Origin of the sequence: Ochrobactrum sp. RH2CCR150 (assembly GCA_014138095.1) — a bacterium.
GTDB classification, from domain to species: Bacteria; Pseudomonadota; Alphaproteobacteria; order Rhizobiales; family Rhizobiaceae; genus Brucella; species Brucella gambitense.
In genome coordinates this window covers 25,319-49,135 of the sequence record JACGXE010000021.1, presented here as the reverse complement: position 1 = coordinate 49,135, position 23,817 = coordinate 25,319, and the positions used below count along the sequence as shown (strand labels likewise).

The window sequence follows — 23,817 nt, the reverse complement described above, 5'->3', positions numbered from 1 at the left end:
TAAATAGGTAAGCCATAATGCTTACAATTGAATCCGCAAGTGGCGTTATAATCTAATTCTTGGCGATTTAAAATCGCGGTGGCCAAGCCAACGAAAAGTCAGACTGATCTAGCGCTAGATTGGGATTGTAGGACGGATCTTTCCAGGTATCGGTATTCCAGATTTCTTTCATATATTGGACTTCTGACATAAATCGTCTTTTTTTCTCGGGCGCGTCATCTAATCCGCGGGTTGCTGATTCATGATGGTATAGCTCTGCAAAAGGCGTCCAAATATTTCGATATCCCGCAGATTGAACTTTAAGGCAGAAGTCGACGTCGTTGAATGCAACGGCTAAATTCACTTCATCAAGCCCACCAACCTCATTGTAAATGTCCTTGCGAATAACGAGACAGGCTGCAGTCACTGCGCTCAGGGTTTGGATCAAGCTTGCGCGTCCAAAGTAACCAAGCTCGGTCCGCTTAATACGGGAGTGTGCATGCCCAGCAACTCCTCCTAAGCCAACAATGACGCCTCCATGCTGAAGGGTGTCATCTGGATACCAGAGTTTCGCTCCAACAGCACCAACGCCCGGTTGAGATGCGATGCTTAACATCTCGGATAGCCAATTTGGCGAAATGACCTCTATGTCATTGTTAAGGAGGCCGACATACTGACCTTTGGCTTGTTCCACCGCAGCATTATTTAGTGCGGAATAGTTGAACGGGCGCTCGTCACGCAGAACTCTAATCCGCTTGTCATCTTTGATCGCTGCGAAATAAGCAAGTGTATCGGGGTCGTCGGAGTTATTGTCGACGATGATAATTTCATAATTGGTGTAGGTGGTTTTCTCGACAATGCTATTAATGCACTGCTTGATGAGGGAAAGTCCGTTGCGGGTTGGTATGATCAAGCTGACCAGCGGCATATCATTTGGTAGTGCATAGTGGGTTCGATACATGCCAAAATCCAGCAATTCGGCCTTGGCGGCAACACCAGTTCGCTCGAAATGGTCATCGAGTGTCTTTTGCCCCGCAAGCAGAGCATAATTCTTGTTGCTGCCTGCCTGCGCAGTGCTGTCCGAGTGGCTTCTCCAATGGTAAAGGATTCTCGAGACGTGGACGATCTGTTCAGGGCTAAGCGTCTCAATCACTCGCATGGCTAGATCATAGTCTTGCGACCCTTCAAAACCTTCACGAAAGCCGCCTATCCGCTGTACTAGGTCTCTCTGATAGGCACCTAAATGACTGACCATATTATGCGATAGGAAAAGGTCCGGATTCCAGTCGGATTTGAAATAGGGATCAAAACGCCTGCCAGTTTCATCAATCTTGTCTTCATCGGAATAAATAATCCGAGCTTTGGGGTTGGAATTGATCGTATAGGCAATATGATACAGAGCGTCTTCTGGAAGAAGATCGTCTTGATCCATCAGTGCCAACCAATCGCCTGTGGCGCTTTCCATGGCACTGTTTGAAGCTGCTGAAATATGTCCGTTTTTTTCCCGAAAGATGACGTGGATACGTTGGTCACTTTTCTGAAGAGCTTCCAATTCTCGTCTGACGTCGGGGTTGGGTGAGCAGTCATCTGCGATGCATAGCTCCCAATTGGGATAAAGCTGTTTCCGTATGGAATCGACTGCTTCTCGCAGCCAATCCAAATTGGCATTATACACCGGCATAATGATGGAAATTGTGGGTTTCACCAGCATGCTGTCGATGCTTTTACCAATCCTGTCTCGATCAGATTGATCCAGCGAACCGTATAAGCGTATCCATTCGAAATAATCATTTCTATCGACGATTTTTCCGTCCAAGGAAACCTGCACCTGGTTTCCAGGGACATTGGCGCGGCGCCAACGTCGCTTGAGACCGGAAAGCCCCTCGGTTTTGTACGTATCCAGCGCCTTGGAAGTAATGGCTTTGAAGCCTCCAGCACGGCTAATGATGCTGGGCAGAGTTCGCATTACATGTGCCGTCCGTCGACTTTGGCGACCAACATATCGATAAGGCGCAGTTAGTTGCCAACTTCTGGATGAGAGCAAATCTTCATATCTCTGGCGTTCAAGTTCGATTTCTTCCTGAAGCGCGTTCTTTTCATTCTCATATCTCTGACGCTCCTGATGGATTTCTTCCTGAAGAGTGTTCTTTTCAGTCTCAGATCTCATTAAATCTGCTTTAGCTTCATCAGAGATCGCTTTTAGTCGTGTGTGCTCGCGGTTTAGACAGTCATATTGTCTGTCGCGTATTTCAGAAATACGCTTTATTTCATCAGAATTCTTGCGCTGGAGTGCCTTTACGAGCTCAAACGCGTTGCTGGTGCGGAGTTTCTTCGTTTCGTCAGCGGTGAGACCGGCTTGTTCAATGGCGCTGACAAAATCGCTAGCCGTTCTATCGGCATTGAAAAGGACAGAATTTAAATAGCCTAGGCGTGCATATAGCTCCTGGATTAAAAGCTTTTCTTCCGGATTAGCGTTATTAACATCCGAAAGAAGCCCGGGAGCCTTCGTTCCCACCATCAGAACACCAAGGCCGTTGCCGTGAGAGAATTCAAACGCTGGGTACTGCGCTTCTAACTCTTTCCAAAATTTCCAGACGCCAAAATCAGAACGCTGAACGCGTGTGTCGTGAAAAAGCACGACTCCGCGATCAGACAATGAGCTTTTCCAAGTCTCAAAATCTTCTGCTACGTCCTCATATCTATGCCGACCATCAATATGTAGTAAATCTACTGATCCGTCTTTAAATTGTGGCCTGGCATCATCAAATCTGGACCGTATCATGACTCCAATGTCAGGATATCGGGCTTGGAGTTCACTCTTCAGTGAATCATGGATTTGAGATGAGTAAAATCCAGCGTGCTCGTCCCCTTCCCAGGTGTCAATCGCGTAGATTTGTGTTCTCAATCCTGTAGCCTTGGCGGCTTGACACATAGAAAGGAACGAAAATCCGTTGTGGGTGCCGAGTTCCACGACACTTCGTGGTCTCAAAGTATCTACCAGCCAAAATACAAAAGGAGCATGTTCTAACCATGCCGAAAGGCGAATATGGTCAGAAGGCATGAACGATTTAGAGTTAAAGTACATAACGCGCCTATATGCGAGTGGTGAGGTCTCGTTAGAAAGTATCGCTGCAATGTTGAATAAGTAAGTGTCGAATTTTAGACGAAAAGAAAGCCGTGATCTTTATAAAACTTTAAACCAGATCGCAAAAATTGCCATATATGCCAATGGCCTTTTTTTGCCGCGTGGCCGCCCATATGGACGATTTCGACGCTGGGAACATACGCTATCTTTGTGATGCGGCTTGTTCTCACGGACAAATCGAAATCCTCGAAATAGAGGAAATACCTGGGATCAAAACCACCCGTCTTCACGAGTACGTCACGACGAAACAGCATAAAGCACCCGCTCACGATAGGTGGATTCCAGAATTGTTCATTCTGGGTTTCCATGCGCATTTCGTATCGCTGCAATCTGTTATCGAAAAAACTCTGAATGCTTTTCGGTGCAAAACCACGGAGCAGGAGATCAAAAACCGCAGGGTAACGTTTGCACAGATACTGACGTTTGCCGTCTGGCCAGAAGGCGCGCGGTGAAAGCAGTCCACAATCGGGATGTGCCTGCATGAAGTCGATGGCATTGCGTAAGGCTAGATGGTCCATCTGAATGTCGGGATTAAGGATGAGATGAAACTCGCTCATATCCGACAGAGCCAGATTGTGCGCGCGACCGAAGCCGACATTACCTTGCCCATGAAAAACACGCGTCGGCCAGCCTGGGAGCTGCTCTTCAACAATTGCAGAGACGCTATCTTGGCTCGAATTGTCGATGATAGTGATAACAACGGATGTTGGATCGAAGGGGGCTAAAGCAGTTGCAAGCGCTGCAAGCGTGGCGCGAAACTCGTTTAAATCCGGGTTGAATGTCACGATTGAAATCGTGAGCATCTGGGTTTTATTCAAGTCTTGCCGGGCAGCGGTTTCTATCAAGGCGTTACTTTCGACCCATTCGGTTGATGACGCCGTGCCACAGACCCAGCGTCATCATTTTCGCGTGGCGCATTCCATGCGGGACAAAAAAGGTGAAAAAGAGATACTGGCGAATTAGGCGCCAGAGAAGCACAATTTTCCACGAAAAAGACAGCCATGGTCGGCGGCAAAGCCAGACGGCATTGCGGAAATGATAGTAATGTCTGAGAGGGCTATGAACGGGGATACGTCGACCGCGGAACTTTATCCACTGGTCTCCAAGCGTGTGTTCCATTTTGGCATCGAAAACGCCGAAACAATAGTAGCCTTTTTCGCGTGCGCGCAAACCCCATTCGATATCGACGTAATCGATGAACATGCCTTCGTCCATGAGGCCAACGGCGTCGAAGCTTTCTATCGGCGTTAGGCAGCCAGAGGCGATGAGGAAGTCGGTTTCCACAAACGCATCAAGGGGCTTCCGTTCGCGACGCTTCAGCTTCAGCCCATCCAGATATACGAAGGCTGCAGCCTCTCCTTGCCGGGCGTCGATATAGGAAGGGCCGACACCTGCCACGTGAATGCCTTTTGCAGCCAGTGTTTTCGCTACGTTCAGAAGCTCGGCCACCATGTTCGGGGCAGGAATGCTGTCCTGATCGAGAAGAAGAACATAGTCAGAGCCGATTTCCTTGGCGCGTTCGATGCCGACATTTTGCGCCTTTGCGATACCGAAATTCTCACCGAGTGCTATCAGTTCAATATCGGGCTGATCTTTCAAAATGAGCGCGAGATCGTCGTGGGGTCCGTTGTCCACGACAATGAGGTGGCCTAGTTGAGGAGTGACAGCGCCGATTAACTTCTTTAGCGGCTCAACATCGGGATTGAATGTGACGATAATCCCGGTCACTCGCGTTGTAGTATTATCGCTTTTTTGACAATCAATAATCATGAATGTTGTTCGTTTGTCGCTCGCTATTCAAGGCAGCATAATGGTTCGGTATTCCAAAAAAAACTTGCCTACAAGCTTCTTTGCGTATTCCGTCGCCAAATCATGGTCAAAGTGCTAGGGCAATAGCCAGCATTCCAATGTTGTTAAGGGAAGTTACATGAAGGGCATTATCCTGGCTGGAGGAAGTGGTACGCGGCTATATCCTCTCACAATAGCCGTTTCTAAACAAATCCTTCCGATTTACGACAAGCCGATGATCTATTATCCGCTGAGCGTTCTCATGCTCGCGGGGGTTCAGGATATCCTGATCATCTCGACGCCACAGGATCTGCCGCTATTCCAGAAGCTCTTGGGCGATGGCAGCGAGTTTGGCGTGAATTTTTCTTATGCTGAGCAGCCGCATCCCAATGGTCTGGCCGAAGCCTTCATCATCGGACGCGAGTTCATCGGTAATGATAGCGTCGCGATGATTCTCGGCGATAACATCTATTTCGGCGACGGCCTGTCCAAGCTCTGCGAGATTTCGGCAACCGCGACGAAAGGTGGTACCGTGTTCGCCTATCACGTCGATGATCCTGAGCGCTATGGCGTCGTGGATTTTGATAAGGCGACGGGCAAGGCTTTATCGATTGAAGAGAAGCCTGCAAAGCCGAAGTCGCATTGGGCGGTCACTGGGCTCTATTTCTACGACAATCAGGTTGTCGATATCGCCCATTCGATCAAGCCGTCCGAACGCGGAGAGCTGGAGATCACGACCGTTAATAATATCTATCTTGAGCGCGGTGAACTGAATGTGCAGCAGCTCGGACGCGGCTATGCCTGGCTCGACACCGGCACGCATGACAGCCTGCACGAAGCGTCGTCATTCGTGCGCACAATCGAAAAGCGCCAAGGAATCAAGATTGCCTGCCCCGAGGAAATCGGTCTGGAAAAGGGCTGGATTTCGGGCGATGCCGTGTTGGAACGGGCTGGCAAACTGGGTAAAACCGAATATGCGGCCTATCTGCGCCGCCGTGTAAACGAACTAGGAAATAAATAATGGAAGTTCGCTCGTTTGGTCTGGATGGAGTATTCGAAATCATCCCGCGTAAATTCGGCGATGACCGCGGCTTCTTCTCGGAAACCTACAATGCCAAGTCATTTGCCGAGGCTGGGATCGATCTGCAATTTGTGCAGGACAATCACTCTTTTTCGGCAGCGAAGGGCGTGGTTCGTGGTCTTCACTACCAGTTGCCGACGCGTGCGCAGGACAAGCTTGTCCGCGTAATTCGCGGGGCGATCCTGGACGTCGCTGTCGATATCCGCAAAAGCTCGCCGACATTCGGCAAGTGGGTCGCGCTGGAAGTTTCAGCAGAAAAGTGGAACCAGATTCTGGTGCCCAAGGGCTTTGCCCACGGTTTCATGACGCTCGTTGAGAACACCGAGGTCATCTACAAGGTTACGGATTATTATTCGCCGGAACATGATCGCTCAATCCGTTTTGACGATCCGGCTATCGGTATTGAGTGGCCGCTTCCTTCTTCGGGCGTCCAGCTCTCCGACAAGGATCAGAAAGCGCCGCTTTTCGCCGATGCAGAAGTTTTTGCTTGAGGAATGATATGAATATTCTCGTCACTGGCGGTGCAGGCTTCATCGGTTCGGCTGTATGCCGTCATCTGGCCGCCGACCCGAAGGTCAATGTTCTCAATCTCGACAAGCTGACCTATGCGGGCAATCTCGCATCGCTGCGTCAGATCGAAAACCACCCGAACTACAGTTTCCTGCAGGCCGATATCTGCGACGATAATCTCATTCTGGACACCCTGCGTTCGAATGATGTCGATGTCGTCATGCATCTGGCTGCCGAAAGCCATGTTGATCGTTCCATCGACGGTCCGGCGGCATTCATCGAAACCAATATCATCGGCACGTTCCGCCTGCTCAATGCCGCTCTCGCTTATTGGCGCGAACTGCCGGAACCGCGCAAGTCGAACTTCCGCTTCCACCACATCTCGACCGATGAAGTGTTCGGCGATCTGCCGTTCGACAGCGGCATTTTCACGGAAGAAACGCCCTATAAGCCATCGTCGCCCTATTCGGCATCGAAGGCTTCTTCCGATCATCTGGTCCGCGCATGGCACGAAACCTATGGTTTGCCGGTGGTTCTCTCGAACTGCTCGAACAATTACGGGCCGTTCCATTTCCCGGAAAAGCTCATTCCGCTTGTCATCCTGAACGCGCTCGATGAAAAGCCACTGCCGGTTTACGGGGCAGGGGCGAATGTGCGCGACTGGCTTTATGTTGAGGATCACGCCCGCGCGCTGGCTTTGGTCGCGACGACCGGGAAAATCGGCGAAAGTTACAATATCGGCGGACGCTCGGAACGCACCAATCTCAATGTCGTGGAAACGATCTGCGCAATTCTCGACAAGAAGCGCCCGCGCGCCAATGGCAAGAAATACGGCGACCTAATTACATTTGTAACGGATCGTCCGGGTCATGACCGCCGTTACGCTATCGATGCCTCGAAGATCGAGCGTGATCTCGGATGGACCCCACAGGAAACCTTCGAAACCGGCCTTGAGAAGACCATTCAGTGGTATCTCGACAATGGTTGGTGGTGGGAGCCAATCCGCAGCGGCACTTATGCCGGTGAGCGTCTTGGCGGTGGTGCGGCCAAAGCAGGTGCCGTATGAAGATACTCGTCACCGGACGGGAAGGGCAGGTCGTTCAGAGCCTTCTGGAAAAGACCGCAGAGCGCCCGGATCTTGAAGTGATTGCTCTTGGGCGGCCGGAACTCGATCTGGCTGACCCCGAAACGATCCGCAAGGCGATTGTCGATGCCAAGCCCGATGTCGTCGTTTCGGCTGCGGCTTATACGGCTGTGGATCAGGCTGAGGATGAGCCGGAAATCGCTCTGGCGGTGAATGCGGCTGGTGCTGCTGCTGTCGCCGAAGCGGCGAAGGCATGCGGTGCGCCGGTCATTCATCTGTCGACGGATTATGTCTTCGCCGGCGATAGCGATAGGCCCTATGTCGAGACTGATCCAACCGGTCCTCGCAGTGTTTATGGCAGCTCCAAGCTTGAAGGTGAAAGGCTGATTGCCGCGGCGCATCCGCGGCATATCATCCTGCGCACGGCCTGGGTTTACAGCCCGTTTGGCAAGAATTTCGTCAAGACGATGCTGCGTCTCGCTGAAACCCGCGACAGCCTGTCGGTCGTTTCCGACCAGTGGGGCAATCCGACTTCCGCGCTTGATATTGCTGAAGCGGTCATCCGCGTGGCGGATCATCTGGCGGCAAAGCCGGATTTTGCTGGCTATGGCGTCTATCATCTTGTTGGTACGGGCGACATCAACTGGAGCGGTTTTGCGCGCAGGATTTTCGCTGAAAGCGCAAAACATGGTGGCCCAACCGCCGAAGTGACGGATATTGCCACCGCAGACTATCCCACAAAGGCGGCGCGCCCTGCCAATTCGCGTCTTTCGACGGAGAAGTTCAGTACGACATTTGGCTGGGCGATGCCGAATTGGCAGGTTTCGCTGGCGGATGTCGTGGCGCGCCTGTCGTAACCAATTAAGTCTGAATTAGAGAAACGCGGTGCGGTTGATGACCGTCACCGCGTTTTTTGCTTTGCGCAAATATGTTCGCTGCCTTATGGCTTAAACACTGACTGAACTGTTAGTGCATAATCACCCGAAACGCGAGAGCTGTTCGGATATGACAGTGCGGTTAGAGTTCAGTGAAAAGCATGCGGTCTGGAGTGCCGCGCACAACACCGGTGAGGAGCATTAAACGTGAGCAGCAATGAAACTTTCGCCTCGGGAACATTTGTCGGGCGAGCATGGAGCCCGACGGCCAAGGGGCCGGTTCTGGTGACTTTGCGCGAAGGGCGCGTCATCGACATTACCACCAAAGCTGCACCGACAATGCGCGATCTGCTCGAACTGGACGATGCGCTGGCTCATGCGCGCGCAACCGCCGGACAGGATATCGGTTCGCTCGAAACCTTATTCTCCGGCAAACCCGGCGATGAAAGCATGCTGCATCTTCTGGCGCCAAACGACCTGCAGTCCATCAAGGCCTGCGGCGTGACCTTCGCCCGCTCCATGATTGAACGTGTGATCGAGGAACGTGCGGCCGGTAATCCCGATCTTGCTTTGAAAATCCGCGAGCGCGTGGGTGCAATCATTGGCGACAGCCTGCGCAACCTCAAGGCAGGCTCGGAAGAGGCGGCCCGCGTCAAGGCGGCGTTGATCGAAGAGGGCGTCTGGTCGCAATATCTGGAAGTCGGCATCGGCCCGGATGCGGAAGTCTTCACCAAGAGCCAGCCCATGTCAGCGGTCGGTCATGGCGCCGAGGTTGGCCTGCATCCGATTTCCACCTGGAACAACCCCGAGCCGGAAGTGGTGCTGGCGGTCAACAGCCAGGGCCAGGTCAAGGGCGCGACGCTCGGCAATGATGTGAACCTGCGTGACGTTGAAGGCCGCTCAGCCCTGCTGCTCGGCAAGGCCAAAGATAACAATGCGTCCTGTTCGGTTGGCCCGTTCATCCGCCTGTTCGACGAAACCTATTCGATGGAAGATGTGCGCTCTGCGGAACTGGCGCTGAAGGTCGAAGGACCGGATGGCTATGTTCTCAATGGCCGCAGCACCATGAAGGAAATCAGCCGCGATCCGCTGGATCTGGTTGCGCAGACCATCGGCAAGCACCATCAGTATCCGGATGGATTCGTGCTGTTCATGGGAACTTTGTTTGCGCCGGTCGAAGACCGTGACACGCCGGGACAGGGCTTTACGCACAAGATCGGCGATGTGGTCACCATCTCCAACCCGCAGCTTGGCGCTCTCACCAACACGGTGCGCCTGTCGACCGAATGCAGCCCATGGCGGTTCGGCTCGTCGCATCTGATGCGCAATCTCGCATCGCGCGGCCTAATTTGATTTTATCGATATGCGCGGCGGGCAAGCCGCCGCGCATATAGCCCTCAATAAGGGCTGTCGACTTTGCCCATCTCGACATAGACGGTCTTGATCTGGCTGTAATGCGCAAGGGCTGCAACGCCGTTTTCGCGCCCGATGCCGGATTGCTTGTAACCACCGAATGGCACTTCAACCGGCGTCAGATTATAGGCATTGATCCAGCAGGTGCCTGCCTTGATCTGGCCGATAACGCGGTGACCGCGCGCGATGTCTGCGGTGAATACGCCTGCCGCCAGACCGAATTCGGTATCATTGGCCCGTGCGATAACTTCATCCTCATCCGAAAATTCGAGAACGCTCATGACCGGTCCGAAGATTTCTTCGCGCGCGATGGTCATGGTGTCGGTCACGTCGGTAAAGACGGTCGGTTCGATGAAGTACCCCTTGTCGAAGCCCTGCAGCTTGGGAATGCCGCCGCCGCAGGCAAGCGTTGCGCCTTCAGCCTTGCCCTTTTCGATATAGGAAAGAACCTTGTCGCGTTGGGCGCTGTTGACCAGCGGCCCCATCTGGGTGGCCTCATCCAGCGGGTCGCCAATGCGGATTTTGCGCGTGCGCTCGACCAGCCTTCCGACAAAACGCTCGCGAACCTTCTTGTGCACGAAGACGCGGGTGCCATTGGAACAGACCTGACCCGTCGAATAGAAATTGCCGAGCATCGCACCACCGATGGCGCTTTCGAGATCGGCATCGTCGAACACGATTATGGGCGACTTGCCGCCGAGCTCCATCGTCACATGCTTCAGATGTTCGCCCGCCTGCGCCATAATGCGCTTGCCGGTCGGAACCGAGCCGGTCAACGACACCTTGGCCGTCTGGCGATGGTTGACGAGGGCCGCACCTACATCACCGAAGCCCTGAACGACATTGAAGAGACCATCGGGCAGTCCGGCTTCCTGATAGGCTTCCGCCAGAGCTAGGGCCGATAGCGGCGTGTTTTCCGACGGCTTGAAGATGAAGGCGTTGCCCATGGCGAGCGCCGGAGCGGATTTCCACGCAGCGATCTGGATCGGATAGTTCCAAGCGCCGATGCCAACGCAAATGCCCAGCGCTTCGCGCCGTGTATAGGCGAAGGAACCGCCCAGTTCCACGAATTCACCGTTGAAGCCGGAAATGATGCCGCCGAAAAACTCCAGCGCATCGGCAGCCGAGGCCGCATCCGCAACCAGCGTTTCCTGAAGCGCCTTTCCGGTATCGAGCGTTTCGAGCTTGGAGAGCTTCTTGTTCTTCTCGCGCAGAATTTCCGCCGTCCGTCGCAGAATGCGGCCCCGTTCCACAGGCTTCAGCGCCGCCCATGCTTCCTGCGCTTTCATCGCAGCCGCATAGGCAGCTTCGATCACGCTTGGCGTGGCGGAATAAAGCTTGGCAATTTCTTCGCCGGTCGCCGGATAAATGACGGGAAGCGGCTTGCCAGCTTTGTCTTCCACAAACGAGCCGCCGATGAAGTGCGAGGCTTTGGGTTGTGCTTTCATGGTGTATTCCTTCGAAAAGAAGGGAATATGAGAGTAGGGGAATAAGGGAGTATGTTTGAGCGCAAAACACGACCTGACATACTGCCTTATTCCCCTATTCCCTTACTCCCCTAAAAAATTACCTGTCCGAAACCTGCCAGCGCGGATTGATCCACGGTTCCTGATTGGAGCGTGCCAGCGGTGTGCGACCAAGGATATGATCGGACGCTTTTTCGCCGACCATGATCGATGGCCCGTTGAGATTGCCATTGGTGATGCGCGGAAAGATGGATGAATCCGCCACGCGCAAGCCATCGACGCCGATCACCCGGCATTCAGGATCAACCACCGCAAACGGATCGTCAACCGCACCCATCTTGACCGTTCCGCACGGATGGAACGCGCTTTCGACATGCTCGCGGATGAAAATGTCGATTTCATCATCGGTCTGCACCTTCGCACCGGGCTGGATTTCCGCGCCGCGATAGGGGTCGAAGGCCGCTTGCCCGAATATCTCGCGCGTCAGTCGCACGCAGTGGCGGAAATCGGCCCAGTCGTCTTCATGAGACATATAGTTGAATTTGATGACAGGCTTTTCACGAGGGTTGGCCGTGCGCAATGTCACGCTGCCGCGCGACTTGGAGCGCATCGGGCCGACATGGGCCTGAAACCCGTGCGATTGTGCTGCCGCCTTGCCGTCATAGCGGATGGCCACCGGCAGGAAGTGATATTGAATATCAGGATATTCCACGCCCGCTTTCGAGCGCACGAATGCTGCGGATTCGAAATGGTTGGTCGCGCCGTCACCGGTTTTGAAGAACAGCCATTCGGCCCCGATCTTCGCTTTCGAAAACAGGTTCAGCTTGGAATAAAGCGTGATGGGTTGGGTGCATTCCTGCTGGATATAGACTTCAAGATGGTCCTGAAGGTTCTGGCCCACGCCCGGGCGATCGGCCACCACTTCAATGCCGTGCTCCTTGAGATGCGCTGCCGGGCCAATGCCGGACAACATCAACAGCTTCGGCGAGTTGATCGAGGAAGCGGCAATAATGACTTCACGGCGCGCGCGAATGGTCGAGAAGCTGCGCCCCGATTCGATCTCCACGCCGACAGCACGCTTGCCTTCAATGACGATCTTGCGCGCCAGCCCTTTGACGAGCTGCACATTCGGGCGCTTCAGCGCCGGTTTCAGATAGGCATTGGCTGCGGACCACCGACGACCGTTGTAGATCGTCTGCTCCATGGGGCCGAAGCCTTCCTGCTTCTCGCCGTTATAATCTTCGGTCACTTCGAAGCCGGCCTCATGACCTGCTTCGACGAAGGCGTGAAACAGCGGATTGTCGCGCTTGCCGCGCTGGACATGCAGCGGTCCATCGGTTCCGCGCCAGCCTTCCTGCCCACCTTGCGCATTTTCCATGCGCTTGAAATAGGGGAGCACATCGGCATAAGCCCAGCCTTGCGCGCCGCTTTCCGACCAGAAGTCGTAATCGCGCGCATGGCCGCGCACATAGACCATGCCGTTGATCGAGGACGAGCCACCCAGCACCTTGCCGCGCGGCGTGACAAGGCTGCGCCCGCCAATATGCGGTTCAGGCTCGGTGGAAAACCCCCAGTCATAGGTTTGCATATTCATCGGAAAGGAGAGGGCGGCGGGCATCTGGATCAAGGGCCCGACATCCGGCACGCCATATTCAATGACGATCACCGAATAACGCCCGTCTTCTGACAGCCGATAGGCCATGGCCGAACCTGCGGATCCTGAGCCGATGATGACGAAATCCGCTTCCATACTCATGTCTCCACCGAAAGCTGAACAGAAATATAATCTTCCACCAATGTGACGGCGGATTGGGCATCGGGCGCGTCGGCACCCAGTGCGTGACGAATGTAAAGCCCGTCGATCATCGCGCCCGCACCTTCGGCGATGCGGTGTGCCCGATCCCGCCCCGTAAGCTGCTCCAGCGCAAAGACCAGATTGGAATGCAGGCGGCGCGCATAAATGCGCAAAAGCCGCCGCGTGTCTTCCGACTGTTGGGCGTGGACATAGAAAGTCAGCCAGGCGGCGATGGTTTCCTGGGTGAACTGCGAGGCGGAGAAATTGACGGCGATGATGGCTGCAATACGCTCGCGCGGCGTCTCGGTCTGCTTCACCGCGTCATTGAGATCATGGCCCAGCTCGCGCAGCAGATGGCGCATCGTGGCGAGAATGAGCTTGTCCTTGCCGCCGAAATAATGATGCGCGAGCGCAGGTGAGACGCCCGCTTCATGGGCGATCTGCGCAACGGTCACGTCCAGCGAACCGCGCTGTCCGATGGTGCGTATGGCAGCGTCGATCAGTTCACGCCGCCGCAAGGGTTCCATCCCGATCTTCGGCATCGTCTCAATCCCTGTCCGGTTTCCAGGTCTGTTGCTCTTATTTTATCTTTGATTGACTCATCAATCAATAAAAACTCAAGCCTGTGGGAAATGCGGTTTCAATGCTGAAGCTTGAGCGGGGAGAAGACTTGCCGGGGCGTTATGTGCCGCTTACATTCATTAAATGAGCAGAGCTTTTACAAAAGAACAGGATGATGCGCCGACCGATCTCGGTGAGCGTCCGGTGAGTCCACACCGCAATCTCGTCACGCCGACCGGCCTGAAGATGATGGATGATGAGATTGCCCGCCTTCAGCGCGAGCTAGCGGAAGCGAACGTCGCCGCTGAGCGCTCGGCTATCGCGCGTATCTCGCGTGACCTGCGTTATTGGACAGTGCGCCGCGAAACGGCGGAGCTGTCAGTTCCGGATGCCGATAGCGACGTGGTGCGGTTCGGTATGACGGTAGAGCTGGAAAATCTGGACGACGGCCAAACCCGCATCTGGACGATTGTCGGCGAAGACGAGGCTGATCCGTCCAACGGCAAGATCTCGCATGTCGCACCGGTCGCCATCATGCTGTTCGGCAAACCGGCTGGCGATGTGCTGAAAATCAACGGCAAGGATTGGGAAATCGTGTCGCTGAAAGCCTAGGCTTCCAGCGACACACTATGATCGCGGAAGAAAGCGGCAGCGCCGCTTTCGTCTACTTCGCTGGTTGATACCATCAGAACCAGTTGAATCACATCTTCTTGCCCGGCCTCAAGGCTGTAGCTGTTGAAATAGAGAAACAAGTCCGCTGCGGCGAGGCCTGTTCGTTTGTTGCCGTCTATAAACGGATGATTTTTCAGTAAGCCGAACAGATATGCCGCTGCTAGATCGAAGAGATCGGGCGTGCCATAGGCTTCTTTTTGAAGTGGACGGGCGAGTGCAGAATCCAGCAAGCCTGAATCCCGTATGCCCGCCGCACCACCGTGCAAGCGTAGCTGCTCCTGATGCAGCGCCTCGATAAAAGACCGCGAATGAAAATCAATCATTTCGCGAGGACGCGATAGGCCGTTTCGTACTTCTTCATCCGCTCGCGTGCGACCTGCATCTTTTTCTCAAAGACATCCGGATCATCTGCGCTGCGCGTCAGTTTCAGACCGTTCTCGTCTTCGATCAGAACGAGCGTATCTCCCGCTCTCAAATTAAGCCGGTCGAGCACTTCCTTGGGCAGGATCACGCCTTCGGAATTGCCGATCTTGCGCAAAGTGACGTTCATGGCTTTTCTCCTATGTTATAACCGATGATATAACATAGTTGCGCCCTTGTCGAGCGGCCGTTTACAGCCAGCCCTTGCGGCGGAAATAATAGAGCGGCAACAGGGCGGAGGCGATCATCAGTCCGAGCGCCATTGGATAGCCCCAGGGTGACGTCAGTTCCGGCATGAAGGAAAAGTTCATGCCGTAGATAGAGGCCACCAGCGTTGGCGGCATGAAGCCCACGGCAGCCACCGAGAAGATCTTGATGATGGCGTTTTGCTCGACGGAAATCAGTCCAACGATGGTGTCGAGCAGGAAGGTGACCTTGTTGGACAGAAAGTCCACATAAGCGGTCAGCGATTGCATGTCGCGTTCGAGCGACTTGATCCAGGAGCGCGTTTCCTTCTTGCCGGTCGCGGGATTGCTGGTTGCCGAGAGGTAGACCAGCATGCGGCTGATGCCTGCGAGACTTTCACGCATGCGCGACAAAAACGTTCCCTGACCACCGATCTGGGTCAGGATGTGCCGGAAATCCTGCGTCGTCATCGGCCGCGCCTTTGGCTGGCGGCGATAGATCGAGTGCGATGCGGCGTCAATTTTACCGGCCACGCCTTCCAGAATATCCGCCAGGCGGTTGGTCGTGGCTTCGGTAATGCCAAGCATGATCGAAAGCCCGGTGCATTTGGCAGAAATCAGCCCGTTGCCGGGCTTGGTGGAGCGCAGAATATAGGTCGTGAAGGATTTGGGGTCCGCATAGCGCACGGTGATCAGGCGTGAGCCGTGCAGAATGAAAGTCACTGGCGCCAGTTCACGATGGTCGAGATCGACCGCATGGAGAATAGGCACTGTGAGATACTGCGCGCCGTTTTCCATATAGAAGCGGCTCGATTCCTCGATCTCCGTCATGTCTTCACGGGTGGGGATCGAAATGCCGGTCCACGCTTCGACGATGTGATCTTCGTTGACGCCGGGTGTGGAGAGGTCGATCCAGATCACGTTATCAGGTAATGGCGTGCCCGGTTCGATTTCCGTTTTTTCGAGATGGTCACCGGAAAGGCTGTAGAGCGTGATCATGCTGGCACCTGCTGGCTGCGTATGAAAATCCAATCTGCGCGAGAATTCTTAGAGCATTTTGAAGCCAATTGAAAACATTTGCCTGCACACAAATGTGGGATTAGCGCTGCACTGTGGCTTTGGCAGCAGTGGCACATCCATGTCTGTTGACAGTTCGGTCCGCCCCCGTTAATTCATCAAGTCATCCGATGAATTTGGGGTGCCTATGAAGACGGTCTCACGCAAAAGCCTGACGGAAGCAGCGACGCAATCCATTCGTTCCGAAATCACGTCGGGTCGTTGGGCCGTGGGCGAGCAATTGCCGAACGAAGCCCAGCTTTCGGCGCGGCTTGGCGTCAGTCGCGGCACGGTGCGCGAGGCTGTCAGGGCGCTGGTGGCGCAAGGCATGCTGGAGACGCGGCAAGGCTCGGGCACCTATGTACGCTCGAAGACCGACACGGCGCGCAGTCTCAATCGCATACGCCATACGAGCCTGCGCGACAGGCTTGAAATGCGCGCCGCGCTGGAAGTCGAAGCTGCGCGCCTTGCCGCGCAGCGCATCACGCCGCAGACGATTGCTCATCTGGAAGCCGTGCTGGCCTCACGCGGATTGCGCGAAGATACTGACCGGATGACATTCGTCGAGCGCGATTTTGCATTCCATGAAGCCATCGCTGCCGCTTCCGGCAATCATGCACTGATCGAGGTCTATGGCTTCTTTTCCGCATCGATCCGCGAATCCATTGAAGCCACATTGGACGGCGAACTGCCGGAGCCGGACTTTGAGGCGCATCGGCAGATCATCGAAGCCATTGCCACCGGCGACCCGGACAAGGCCAGCGCGACGGTTCGTCGTTTTCTGGCCCCCCTGATTGAAGAACTGGAAAGGTTGCTCGCATCATGAGCCGCATAAACGCCGTGCCGCCCACAGCACGGGAGGAACACACCATGACATCTCAGGTAGAGCAGCCAGAGCCACTCGTCGACGCAGAAGCGGACAGTGTGCCGCCGCCATTGGTGCCCGAAACGCCGAGCAAGGCCACGCGCATCCTGCTGGGGCTGAGCCTCGTGCTGATTGCCGCCAATCTGCGTCCGGTCTTTTCCAGCGTTTCCGTGCTTCTGCCGGAAATCATCGATGGCACCGGCATGTCATCGCTCGCCGCAGGCGTGCTGACTACCTTGCCGGTTGTCTGCCTTGGCGCATTCGCCCCGTTTTCGCCGCGTCTTGCGCAGCGTTTCGGAGCCGAGCGTGTGCTTCTGGCGGTGCTGGCGGTCTTGACCATTGGTACTGCGCTGCGTGGTCTCGGATCTTTCTGGTCGCTCTATATGGGCGCAACGCTTGCTGGTGCGGCGATTGCCATGGGCAATGTGCTGCTGCCGGGTGTGGTGAAGCGCGATTTTCCAAAAACCGCTGCGATCATGACCGGCCTTTACACGATGGCGCTTTGCGGCGGAGCGGCTTCCGCGGCTGGCTTCACGATCCCGATCAAAAACATGCTCGGCGGTTCGTGGAATCTTGCTCTGGCGTTCTGGGCGGTTCCGGCTGCGCTGGTGCTCGTGCTGTGGTTGCCGCAGGCGCTGCGCAGCAAACACAATGTTGCGCATTCAGGCTTCCGCGTCGTTGGTCTGTGGAACGATGCGCTTGCCTGGCAGGTGACGCTGTTCATGGGGCTGCAGTCGTCAACAGCCTATATTGTGTTCGGCTGGCTCGCGCCAATCCTGCGTGAGCGGGGCATGAGCCCGGCTGCGGCGGGCGGTCTGGTGTCGTTTTCGATCATGGCGCAGGTCGTGACATGCTTGCTGATACCGTCGATTGCCGTGCGCCAGAAAAGCCAGAGTTTCATCAATGTGTTTCTCTGCGCCTGCGCATCGCTTGCACTGATCGGTTTTCTCTATCTGCCGGAATGGAGCTTTTGGCTTCTGGCCATCATTCAGGGCATCGGGCAGGGCGGGCTGATCGCGGCTGCAATGATGGTGATCGTGCTGCGCTCACCGGATTCGCACACGGCGGCGCATCTGTCCGGTATGGCGCAATGCGTCGGCTATATTCTCGCGGCCATTGGCCCGCTGCTGGTGGGCGTGATCCACAGCGCCACGGGAAGTTTCGCCGCCTGCGGTCTGTTCTTCGCAGTGCTGGGATTGGGCGCTGCCGTCAATGGCTGGCTTTCAGGACGCGCCCGCCATGTCGGGGCGAGGACTGTGCAAAAGGATGCATAAACAAAAACCCCGGCTATCAAGCCGGGGTTTTTCGTTGCGAAATGTATGTACTCAGATGAACTGGCCGAGACCCGGGATCGAGCCGATCACGGCATCGACAGGCTCGTCGCCAGCCTTTTCCTTGGCGAAGCGGATTGTTTCCTTGGCAACGCCGGAAATCTCACCCATGCCGAGACCCGCACCCATGAGCTGCGAGCCGAGGCCCATCACGCCGCCCATCAGATTGGACAGGAAACCGCCGCCCTTGACCTGTGCAACGGCTTCGGTAGCACCGGGGATTGCGGCCAGAAGCTGCTGAACCTGCTCCTCCGGACCTTCTTTCTGAAGGAATGCGAGGATCATGCCGACAGACTTTTCCGCCGTCGCGGCATCGATGCCGACATTCGAGGTGATGCGTGCGATCAGTTCTTCCATGGAAACTCTCCCAAAAATCTTACGTTTACGTAATATGCATTCTCGCTATCGCTTTGCAAGCAGGTCCGGATCAAAATTATAGGGAATTTTTTCAGCTCTTATGACAGCAAAAACGGTTCTCTATCCGCAGCGTCGGCTTTATCGTTGTCGCATGACGGGACGGCGTCTATATCTGACAAGAGTGCGGCTCTGGATGTGCCGGTCGAAATAAGGAGCAAATCGCCTAATGACTGCTGACGACGCTATTTTTCTTGGCGCAAGCCGCAAGCCTGACGATTCCTACCAGCAGCCGGAATATCTGGCGCTGAAATATGGCAACAGGCACGGTCTGGTCACCGGCGCGACGGGTACGGGCAAGACCGTGACCCTTCAGGTGCTGGCGGAAAGCTTTTCCGCTGCTGGCGTTCCGGTCTTCTGCGCCGACATCAAGGGCGATCTGTCGGGCATTGCCGCTGTCGGCGTGGCGAATGACGGCCTGACCAAGCGGGCCGAGGAAATCAAGCTCGATCCTTATCAGCTGCGCGCATCTCCGGTCATTTTCTGGGACATTTTCGGCGAGCAGGGCCACCCGGTTCGCGCCACCATTTCCGAAATGGGGCCATTGTTGCTGTCGCGTCTCATGAACCTGACGGAAGCGCAGGAAGGCGTGCTCAACATCGCCTTCCGCCTGTCTGACGAAGAGGGGCTTCTGCTGCTCGATCTGAAGGATCTGCAGGCAATCCTCAAGGAAATGGCGGAGCGTTCCGCCGAGCTTTCGGGTAAATACGGCAACGTCAACAAGGCGTCGGTTGGTGCGGTGCAGCGGTCGTTGCTGGTGCTGGAGCAACAGGGTGGCGCGAAGTTCTTTGGCGAACCGGCTTTGACAATTGCCGACCTGATGCGCACGACGACGGATGGGCGCGGCGTGGTCAGCGTGCTTGCCGCCGACAAGCTGATGATGAGCCCGCGTCTATATTCGACCTTCCTGCTCTGGCTGATGTCGGAACTGTTCGAGGCGCTGCCGGAAGTGGGCGACCCGGACAAGCCAAGGCTCGTCTTCTTCTTCGACGAGGCCCATCTTCTGTTCGATGAAGCGCCCAAGGCGCTGGTTGATCGTGTCGAACAGGTCGTTCGTCTCATCCGTTCCAAGGGCGTCGGCGTCTATTTCGTGACGCAGAACCCGCTTGATGTGCCGGAAACAGTGCTGGCCCAGCTTGGCAACCGCGTGCAGCATGCGCTGCGCGCCTATACGCCGCGCGAGACCAATGCGGTGAAAACCGCCGCCGATACGTTCCGTCCCAATCCGGACTTCAAGACGTTCGACGCGATCACCAATCTTGCAACCGGCGAGGCGCTGGTCTCGACCTTGCAGGCCAAGGGCGTGCCGTCCATGGTGCAGCGTACATTGATCCGCCCGCCATCGTCGCGCATCGGCCCGTTGACGCCGGAAGAGCGCGCCAAGATCATTGCCGCAAGCCCGGTTTCCGGCCAGTACGATACGCTTGTGGATCGCGATTCCGCATTCGAGATGCTGGCGCGCAAGGCGCAGAACGCGACGGTCGAGCAGCAGAAAACCAAGCAGGAAGAGGAAGGCGGCGGCGGAATACTGGGCGATCTTCTCGGCACTGCATTGGGCACGGGCAAGCGCTCCGGTCGTCAGACCGTTGCGGAAACGGCCATGAAGTCCGTCGTGCGTACGGTCGGCAATTCGCTGGGTCGCGCATTGGTGCGCGGCATTCTCGGCAGTTTCAAGAAATAAGGGAGTAGGGGAATAGGGGAGTAAGGCAGTATGTTGCCCTCCCCATTCTTTCACGCTGGTGCTCTGGAAGAGCTGCGTGAATCCACCCAATAATGGGTTATTCGACATTGCTAATGTCGATTTACGGCAGAGAATTTTCTGCCTAATGTCCGCTTGCCCGATCTTGGGCGGGGCGGGATAACAGCATGAAACTATTGAAAATTTTTGGCATGGCGTCCGCCGTGTTCTTGACGTTTGCCGGTGTTTCAAAGGCCGACGATCTGGTCTTCAAACTGAAGAACGGCACCAACTCCCCATTGACCCATTTCTATACGTCGCCGGTCGGCGTCAACAATTGGGAAGGTGAAGTTTTCGGCGATCAGGTTCTGGAGCCGGGCGAAACCATCGAAATCACCATCGCTGACGGTCGCCGCGTTTGCAAATACGACATGCGGTTCGAATTTCAGGATAGTGACGACCTCGACACCACCACCGACACGCAAGACTTGTGCGAACTCGGTTCCTATACGATCGAGGAATAGTTTAGTTTAGGCGGGGGCGCCGCGGCTGGGTCGAAAGGCCCGGCCGCTTTTTTATATGTTGAAGAGTTTTTTGGCCGCGCCGTGCATGCCCTTGCTGATCGCCGCAAATTTCAGCGCTTGCCACTGACGATAATCCTGCACCAGCGTGGCTGAGATCCAGCAGTCACCGCGGTTGCCGGGGCGTTCCCATCCGATCAGCCCGCCATCGCGCGCGCGCGCCAGAATCCGCGCCGTGTTGCTCTGCGACATGCGATAGCGCGTCGATATGGCGTTGGAGGTGACTTTGCCGATCCATGCCCGGTCGCCGGAAAATGTCCATGGAGCGCGGGATGCAACATCGTGCAGGATGTTGTTGCCGGATTCCGAATGGGTGAAATTCGCGATGCTTGGCTGCGGACGGCACCAGTCGCTATTGTGCAGCACATCGCGCGTCATGATCGGTTGGGCATAGCGCAACATGTCTGGATGGCGGAGCATAAGCGCTGCCCGGTTGCCGTTATCCATACGGTCGATTGCAATGAGATGGGTGGTCAGCCACAGGCGGATCAGCTCTTCCGTGGCAGTGCAGGCGCGGAAAAGATGCTGCCTGCGATCCCGGGTCGGAAGCGGTTCGATGAAATTGTAATGCCGGGTTTCCTGAAGAAAGGCCAGCGTGGTGTTCTTGCTGGCAATCGGCGTGCCTTTCAGGAAGTTCAGCAGATTGGTCGGTGAGATCGGCGGATTGAGCGGATCGGTCTGGTGTTCGAAATGCACTGCGAAAGTCGCCTGACTCAGTAGCCATTTCTGCATATCGGAAAGATAGCGCACCTCTCGCGGCAGCTCAGCCGTGATGGCCAGAAGTTCACTGGCGGTCGTTTGCAGGCAATCGTGAAAGCGCTCGTTGCGGACAAGGTCCGCAGGATTGAATATGGCCGGTATGTCGATATCGGCGAGAGCCGCAGCTGCTGTATGCATGATGATAAGCTTGCATCAGGTGGAGTTTATTGCCGCTAATATATTTCCCCGTTTTGAACAAGGTGAAAACGCGCCGGATCGGAAGTCTCTCTGACGCAGACTGCTTAAAAGAAAACCCCGGAGCAGGGGATGCTCCGGGGTTTTCTTTGGAATTGTCTCGTCCGTCTTCGTCTTACATGACGAGGATAGGCGACTTCGGCGGCACGCGATCATAAAGATCGATGATATCCTGATTGAGGAAGCGCACGCAGCCCGACGAAACCGCCTTGCCGATGGACCACCATTCCGGATTGCCGTGCAGGCGATAGAGCGTGTCCTTGCCGTCCTGGAAGATATAGAGCGCACGCGCACCGAGCGGGTTCTTGAGGCCTGGAGCCATGCCGCCATTGGCAGCACTGTACTGGACCAGTTCCGGCTGGCGGGCGACCATTTCATCCGGCGGCGTCCAGCGTGGCCACTGGCGCTTGTACTGGATCACAGCGCGACCGGACCATGCAAAACCTTCGCGACCGATACCGACGCCATAGCGCAGCGCCTGACCGTTATCGAGCACAAGATAGCAGAAGCGGTTGGCAGTATCGATGACCAGCGTGCCGGGCATTTCGCCGGTCGGGTCCTGCACGACCTGACGCAGATAGCGCTTGTCCATCTTCTGGATCGGGATTGCCGGAAGCTGAAAACCGCCATCATTGACGGAAGCATACATCTGCTCCCAGCCGCCAAAGGACGAATCCACATTGGCCTGCGGCGTCCTGTTGATCGGGTTGCCCGACGCATCGACGTCGATGATAGGTACATTCTGTCCCAACTGGGCGCAACCGGCGAGACCGGCAGCCGCAGTGGCAGTCATTGCCGTCAGGAAAGAGCGGCGGGTGAGGGTCGTTTGCATAAGAAAACCAGATTAGTGACGGGAGGGTTATGAATACAGCAATCAGGGTTAACGAAGTGCGACCAAACCAGATGTGGTAGAGGCGCGGTAGGAGGAAGGCACTGACCTGGGCGGTGTTTTTCGCCAAGTCTCGAATTCGACTGATCGGAAAACGCCTTAGAATTGTGGCGTCGAGCCGGTCTGAATACGGCCTAAACGTGGCGAAAAGCCACCAGCAGGGCGCGTGTTGCAGCCACGCCACAATTTTGCGGGCAATCGACCTGTTTGTCGAAAGCCGGATAATTCAAATTTTAGTGAAATACCCAATTAGTTCTGCGCGGGTGTGTGCGCTTTCAGCCAAGAAGCTGGAGACTCGGCAGAATGAGGGCAGGTGGGAACTGACGATACTCATCCGGCTGGTTCGACCGATTGATCCAGACGCCGCGCATGCCAAACTTGACCGCACCTGCCACATCCCACCGATTGGAGGATTGAAAGGAGATAGCGGAAGGATAGAGCCGCCATTGCATGGTGATCAGCTCATAGGCTGAAGGCGAAGTCTTGTATTTGCGCACGGCATCAACCGAAACGACATCATCCAGCAGAACGTCGAGTGCAGCCGACTTCACGGCGGCTTCCAGCATGGCGGGAGAACCATTGGAAAGGATGGCAAGTCGCGCGCCACGATCCTTGAGGTGCTTGAGCGCGGCTGGCACTTCCTGATAGCAGTCGAGTTTCCAGTAAGCGTCGAGCAGGTCGTTGCGCAGCGATGGATCAACGGACGGATAGCGCGCAAAGGCGAAATCGAGAGAATCTTCCGTCAGTTTCCAGAAATCGCTGTAAGCGCCCATCAGGCTCAGCACCCATGAATATTCAAGCTGCTTGGCGCGCCAGAGTTCAGAAAAGGCACGTCCATCGGGACCAGCCTTGTCCGCATGCCGCCGAACTGCCGAATGGACATCGAACAATGTGCCATAGGCATCGAAGACATAGGAACTAATTGCTCCGGACACGGTTACTCCTTTACCGATGCGGTGATGCGGAAATTCTCAATGGGGTTCATCCTACTGTGATTTCAATAATATTTCATTGCCGCTCACGCGGTTGGGGCCTATGTAGAGTCCGCACGCTATTTATCGGGTAGGCAACACAT

The 23,817-nt window shown here is 55.5% G+C and carries 23 protein-coding genes; 10 read left to right on the top strand and 13 right to left on the bottom strand.

The annotated features are described in order from the left end of the window. Positions 1–67: 67 nt before the first annotated feature. The 3 genes from FHW03_RS24180 to FHW03_RS24170 form a co-directional block, all read right to left on the bottom strand. A complete protein-coding gene (locus FHW03_RS24180; protein ID WP_182522983.1) occupies positions 68–2,950 on the bottom strand; it encodes a glycosyltransferase in 2,883 nt (960 codons plus the stop codon). A 188-nt stretch (positions 2,951–3,138) separates the two neighbouring features. Next, on the bottom strand, positions 3,139–3,969 hold the full coding sequence (locus FHW03_RS24175; protein ID WP_377515650.1) for a glycosyltransferase: 831 nt from the start codon (positions 3,967–3,969) through the stop codon (positions 3,139–3,141). Positions 3,970–3,973: 4 nt separating this feature from the next. Beyond that, positions 3,974–4,894, bottom strand: coding sequence for a glycosyltransferase family 2 protein (locus FHW03_RS24170; protein WP_210277411.1), 921 nt, complete (start codon positions 4,892–4,894; stop codon positions 3,974–3,976). A 157-nt stretch (positions 4,895–5,051) separates the two neighbouring features. Here FHW03_RS24170 and rfbA point away from each other — a divergent pair, with 157 nt between their 5' ends. The 5 genes from rfbA (at position 5,052) to FHW03_RS24145 (ending at position 9,815) form a co-directional block, all read left to right on the top strand. Next, positions 5,052–5,933 (top strand): glucose-1-phosphate thymidylyltransferase RfbA, encoded by an 882-nt coding sequence (gene rfbA / locus FHW03_RS24165; protein WP_182522982.1) that lies wholly within the window; start codon positions 5,052–5,054, stop codon positions 5,931–5,933. Further along, on the top strand, positions 5,933–6,484 hold the full coding sequence (gene rfbC, locus FHW03_RS24160; protein ID WP_182522981.1) for a dTDP-4-dehydrorhamnose 3,5-epimerase: 552 nt from the start codon (positions 5,933–5,935) through the stop codon (positions 6,482–6,484). The genes rfbA and rfbC overlap by 1 nt, the downstream gene beginning before the upstream one ends. A gap of 8 nt (positions 6,485–6,492) precedes the next feature. After that, a complete protein-coding gene (gene rfbB / locus FHW03_RS24155) occupies positions 6,493–7,569 on the top strand; it encodes a dTDP-glucose 4,6-dehydratase (RefSeq protein ID WP_182522980.1) in 1,077 nt (358 codons plus the stop codon). Then, on the top strand, positions 7,566–8,444 hold the full coding sequence (gene rfbD / locus FHW03_RS24150) for a dTDP-4-dehydrorhamnose reductase (protein ID WP_182522979.1): 879 nt from the start codon (positions 7,566–7,568) through the stop codon (positions 8,442–8,444). The genes rfbB and rfbD overlap by 4 nt, the downstream gene beginning before the upstream one ends. 225 nt (positions 8,445–8,669) lie before the next feature. Then, complete coding sequence (locus tag FHW03_RS24145; RefSeq protein ID WP_182522978.1) at positions 8,670–9,815, top strand: fumarylacetoacetate hydrolase family protein; 1,146 nt, start codon at positions 8,670–8,672, stop codon at positions 9,813–9,815. A gap of 44 nt (positions 9,816–9,859) precedes the next feature. Here the strand turns inward: FHW03_RS24145 and betB are convergent, their stop codons facing one another. The 3 genes from betB to betI all read right to left on the bottom strand — a co-directional run bounded on the left by betB (position 9,860) and on the right by betI (position 13,678). Beyond that, the gene (betB, locus tag FHW03_RS24140; protein WP_182522977.1) at positions 9,860–11,323 is read right to left on the bottom strand and encodes a betaine-aldehyde dehydrogenase; all 1,464 of its coding nucleotides are present in this window, start codon (positions 11,321–11,323) and stop codon (positions 9,860–9,862) included. A 118-nt stretch (positions 11,324–11,441) separates the two neighbouring features. Beyond that, entirely contained in the window at positions 11,442–13,091 is a 1,650-nt protein-coding gene (betA, locus tag FHW03_RS24135; protein ID WP_182522993.1) for a choline dehydrogenase, read from the bottom strand. Positions 13,092–13,093: 2 nt separating this feature from the next. After that, complete coding sequence (gene betI, locus FHW03_RS24130) at positions 13,094–13,678, bottom strand: transcriptional regulator BetI (RefSeq protein WP_182522976.1); 585 nt, start codon at positions 13,676–13,678, stop codon at positions 13,094–13,096. A gap of 163 nt (positions 13,679–13,841) precedes the next feature. On the opposite strand from betI, the gene FHW03_RS24125 reads away from it, so the two are divergent. After that, positions 13,842–14,309, top strand: coding sequence for a GreA/GreB family elongation factor (locus FHW03_RS24125; protein ID WP_182522975.1), 468 nt, complete (start codon positions 13,842–13,844; stop codon positions 14,307–14,309). Here the strand turns inward: FHW03_RS24125 and FHW03_RS24120 are convergent. From FHW03_RS24120 to FHW03_RS24110, 3 genes are all read right to left on the bottom strand, one after another. Continuing rightward, positions 14,306–14,692: a type II toxin-antitoxin system death-on-curing family toxin gene (locus FHW03_RS24120; RefSeq protein ID WP_182522974.1), complete on the bottom strand. Its 387-nt coding sequence runs from the start codon at positions 14,690–14,692 to the stop codon at positions 14,306–14,308. The two genes, FHW03_RS24125 and FHW03_RS24120, sit on opposite strands and share 4 nt — an antisense overlap. Beyond that, entirely contained in the window at positions 14,689–14,919 is a 231-nt protein-coding gene (locus FHW03_RS24115; protein WP_078340198.1) for an AbrB/MazE/SpoVT family DNA-binding domain-containing protein, read from the bottom strand. Before FHW03_RS24115 ends, FHW03_RS24120 begins: the two co-directional genes overlap by 4 nt. A 61-nt stretch (positions 14,920–14,980) precedes the next feature. Beyond that, on the bottom strand, positions 14,981–15,973 hold the full coding sequence (locus FHW03_RS24110) for a magnesium transporter CorA family protein (RefSeq protein WP_182522973.1): 993 nt from the start codon (positions 15,971–15,973) through the stop codon (positions 14,981–14,983). A gap of 205 nt (positions 15,974–16,178) precedes the next feature. On the opposite strand from FHW03_RS24110, the gene FHW03_RS24105 reads away from it, so the two are divergent. Further along, positions 16,179–16,856: a FadR/GntR family transcriptional regulator gene (locus FHW03_RS24105; protein WP_182522972.1), complete on the top strand. Its 678-nt coding sequence runs from the start codon at positions 16,179–16,181 to the stop codon at positions 16,854–16,856. Positions 16,857–16,900: 44 nt separating this feature from the next. Further along, entirely contained in the window at positions 16,901–18,169 is a 1,269-nt protein-coding gene (locus FHW03_RS24100; protein WP_377515643.1) for a CynX/NimT family MFS transporter, read from the top strand. Positions 18,170–18,220: 51 nt separating this feature from the next. On the opposite strand, the gene FHW03_RS24095 is transcribed toward FHW03_RS24100, so the two are convergent. Next, positions 18,221–18,583, bottom strand: a complete 363-nt coding sequence (locus FHW03_RS24095; protein ID WP_182522970.1) for a DUF2267 domain-containing protein — start codon at positions 18,581–18,583, stop codon at positions 18,221–18,223. A 226-nt stretch (positions 18,584–18,809) separates the two neighbouring features. On the opposite strand from FHW03_RS24095, the gene FHW03_RS24090 reads away from it, so the two are divergent. Further along, a complete protein-coding gene (locus FHW03_RS24090) occupies positions 18,810–20,321 on the top strand; it encodes a helicase HerA-like C-terminal domain-containing protein (protein ID WP_182522969.1) in 1,512 nt (503 codons plus the stop codon). A gap of 209 nt (positions 20,322–20,530) precedes the next feature. Next, on the top strand, positions 20,531–20,842 hold the full coding sequence (locus FHW03_RS24085; protein WP_377515656.1) for a hypothetical protein: 312 nt from the start codon (positions 20,531–20,533) through the stop codon (positions 20,840–20,842). A 51-nt stretch (positions 20,843–20,893) separates the two neighbouring features. Here FHW03_RS24085 and FHW03_RS24080 read toward each other — a convergent pair whose 3' ends face one another. The 3 genes from FHW03_RS24080 to FHW03_RS24070 form a co-directional block, all read right to left on the bottom strand. After that, on the bottom strand, positions 20,894–21,796 hold the full coding sequence (locus tag FHW03_RS24080; RefSeq protein ID WP_182522967.1) for a hypothetical protein: 903 nt from the start codon (positions 21,794–21,796) through the stop codon (positions 20,894–20,896). A gap of 172 nt (positions 21,797–21,968) precedes the next feature. Beyond that, positions 21,969–22,685, bottom strand: coding sequence for a L,D-transpeptidase (locus tag FHW03_RS24075; RefSeq protein WP_182522966.1), 717 nt, complete (start codon positions 22,683–22,685; stop codon positions 21,969–21,971). Between the two features lie 332 nt (positions 22,686–23,017). After that, positions 23,018–23,677: a haloacid dehalogenase type II gene (locus tag FHW03_RS24070; RefSeq protein WP_377515639.1), complete on the bottom strand. Its 660-nt coding sequence runs from the start codon at positions 23,675–23,677 to the stop codon at positions 23,018–23,020. Positions 23,678–23,817 lie beyond the last annotated feature (140 nt).

Coding starts and splice junctions, on each gene's coding strand:
- FHW03_RS24170 (WP_210277411.1), bottom strand. CDS start 4,894: ATGATTATTGATTGTCAAAAAAGCGATAATACTACAACGCGAGTGACC.
- rfbA (WP_182522982.1), top strand. CDS start 5,052: ATGAAGGGCATTATCCTGGCTGGAGGAAGTGGTACGCGGCTATATCCT.
- rfbC (WP_182522981.1), top strand. CDS start 5,933: ATGGAAGTTCGCTCGTTTGGTCTGGATGGAGTATTCGAAATCATCCCG.
- rfbB (WP_182522980.1), top strand. CDS start 6,493: ATGAATATTCTCGTCACTGGCGGTGCAGGCTTCATCGGTTCGGCTGTA.
- rfbD (WP_182522979.1), top strand. CDS start 7,566: ATGAAGATACTCGTCACCGGACGGGAAGGGCAGGTCGTTCAGAGCCTT.
- betB (WP_182522977.1), bottom strand. CDS start 11,323: ATGAAAGCACAACCCAAAGCCTCGCACTTCATCGGCGGCTCGTTTGTG.
- betA (WP_182522993.1), bottom strand. CDS start 13,091: ATGGAAGCGGATTTCGTCATCATCGGCTCAGGATCCGCAGGTTCGGCC.
- betI (WP_182522976.1), bottom strand. CDS start 13,678: ATGCCGAAGATCGGGATGGAACCCTTGCGGCGGCGTGAACTGATCGAC.
- FHW03_RS24125 (WP_182522975.1), top strand. CDS start 13,842: ATGAGCAGAGCTTTTACAAAAGAACAGGATGATGCGCCGACCGATCTC.
- FHW03_RS24120 (WP_182522974.1), bottom strand. CDS start 14,692: ATGATTGATTTTCATTCGCGGTCTTTTATCGAGGCGCTGCATCAGGAG.
- FHW03_RS24115 (WP_078340198.1), bottom strand. CDS start 14,919: ATGAACGTCACTTTGCGCAAGATCGGCAATTCCGAAGGCGTGATCCTG.
- FHW03_RS24110 (WP_182522973.1), bottom strand. CDS start 15,973: ATGATCACGCTCTACAGCCTTTCCGGTGACCATCTCGAAAAAACGGAA.
- FHW03_RS24105 (WP_182522972.1), top strand. CDS start 16,179: ATGAAGACGGTCTCACGCAAAAGCCTGACGGAAGCAGCGACGCAATCC.
- FHW03_RS24100 (WP_377515643.1), top strand. CDS start 16,901: ATGACATCTCAGGTAGAGCAGCCAGAGCCACTCGTCGACGCAGAAGCG.
- FHW03_RS24095 (WP_182522970.1), bottom strand. CDS start 18,583: ATGGAAGAACTGATCGCACGCATCACCTCGAATGTCGGCATCGATGCC.
- FHW03_RS24090 (WP_182522969.1), top strand. CDS start 18,810: ATGACTGCTGACGACGCTATTTTTCTTGGCGCAAGCCGCAAGCCTGAC.
- FHW03_RS24085 (WP_377515656.1), top strand. CDS start 20,531: ATGGCGTCCGCCGTGTTCTTGACGTTTGCCGGTGTTTCAAAGGCCGAC.
- FHW03_RS24080 (WP_182522967.1), bottom strand. CDS start 21,796: ATGCATACAGCAGCTGCGGCTCTCGCCGATATCGACATACCGGCCATA.
- FHW03_RS24075 (WP_182522966.1), bottom strand. CDS start 22,685: ATGCAAACGACCCTCACCCGCCGCTCTTTCCTGACGGCAATGACTGCC.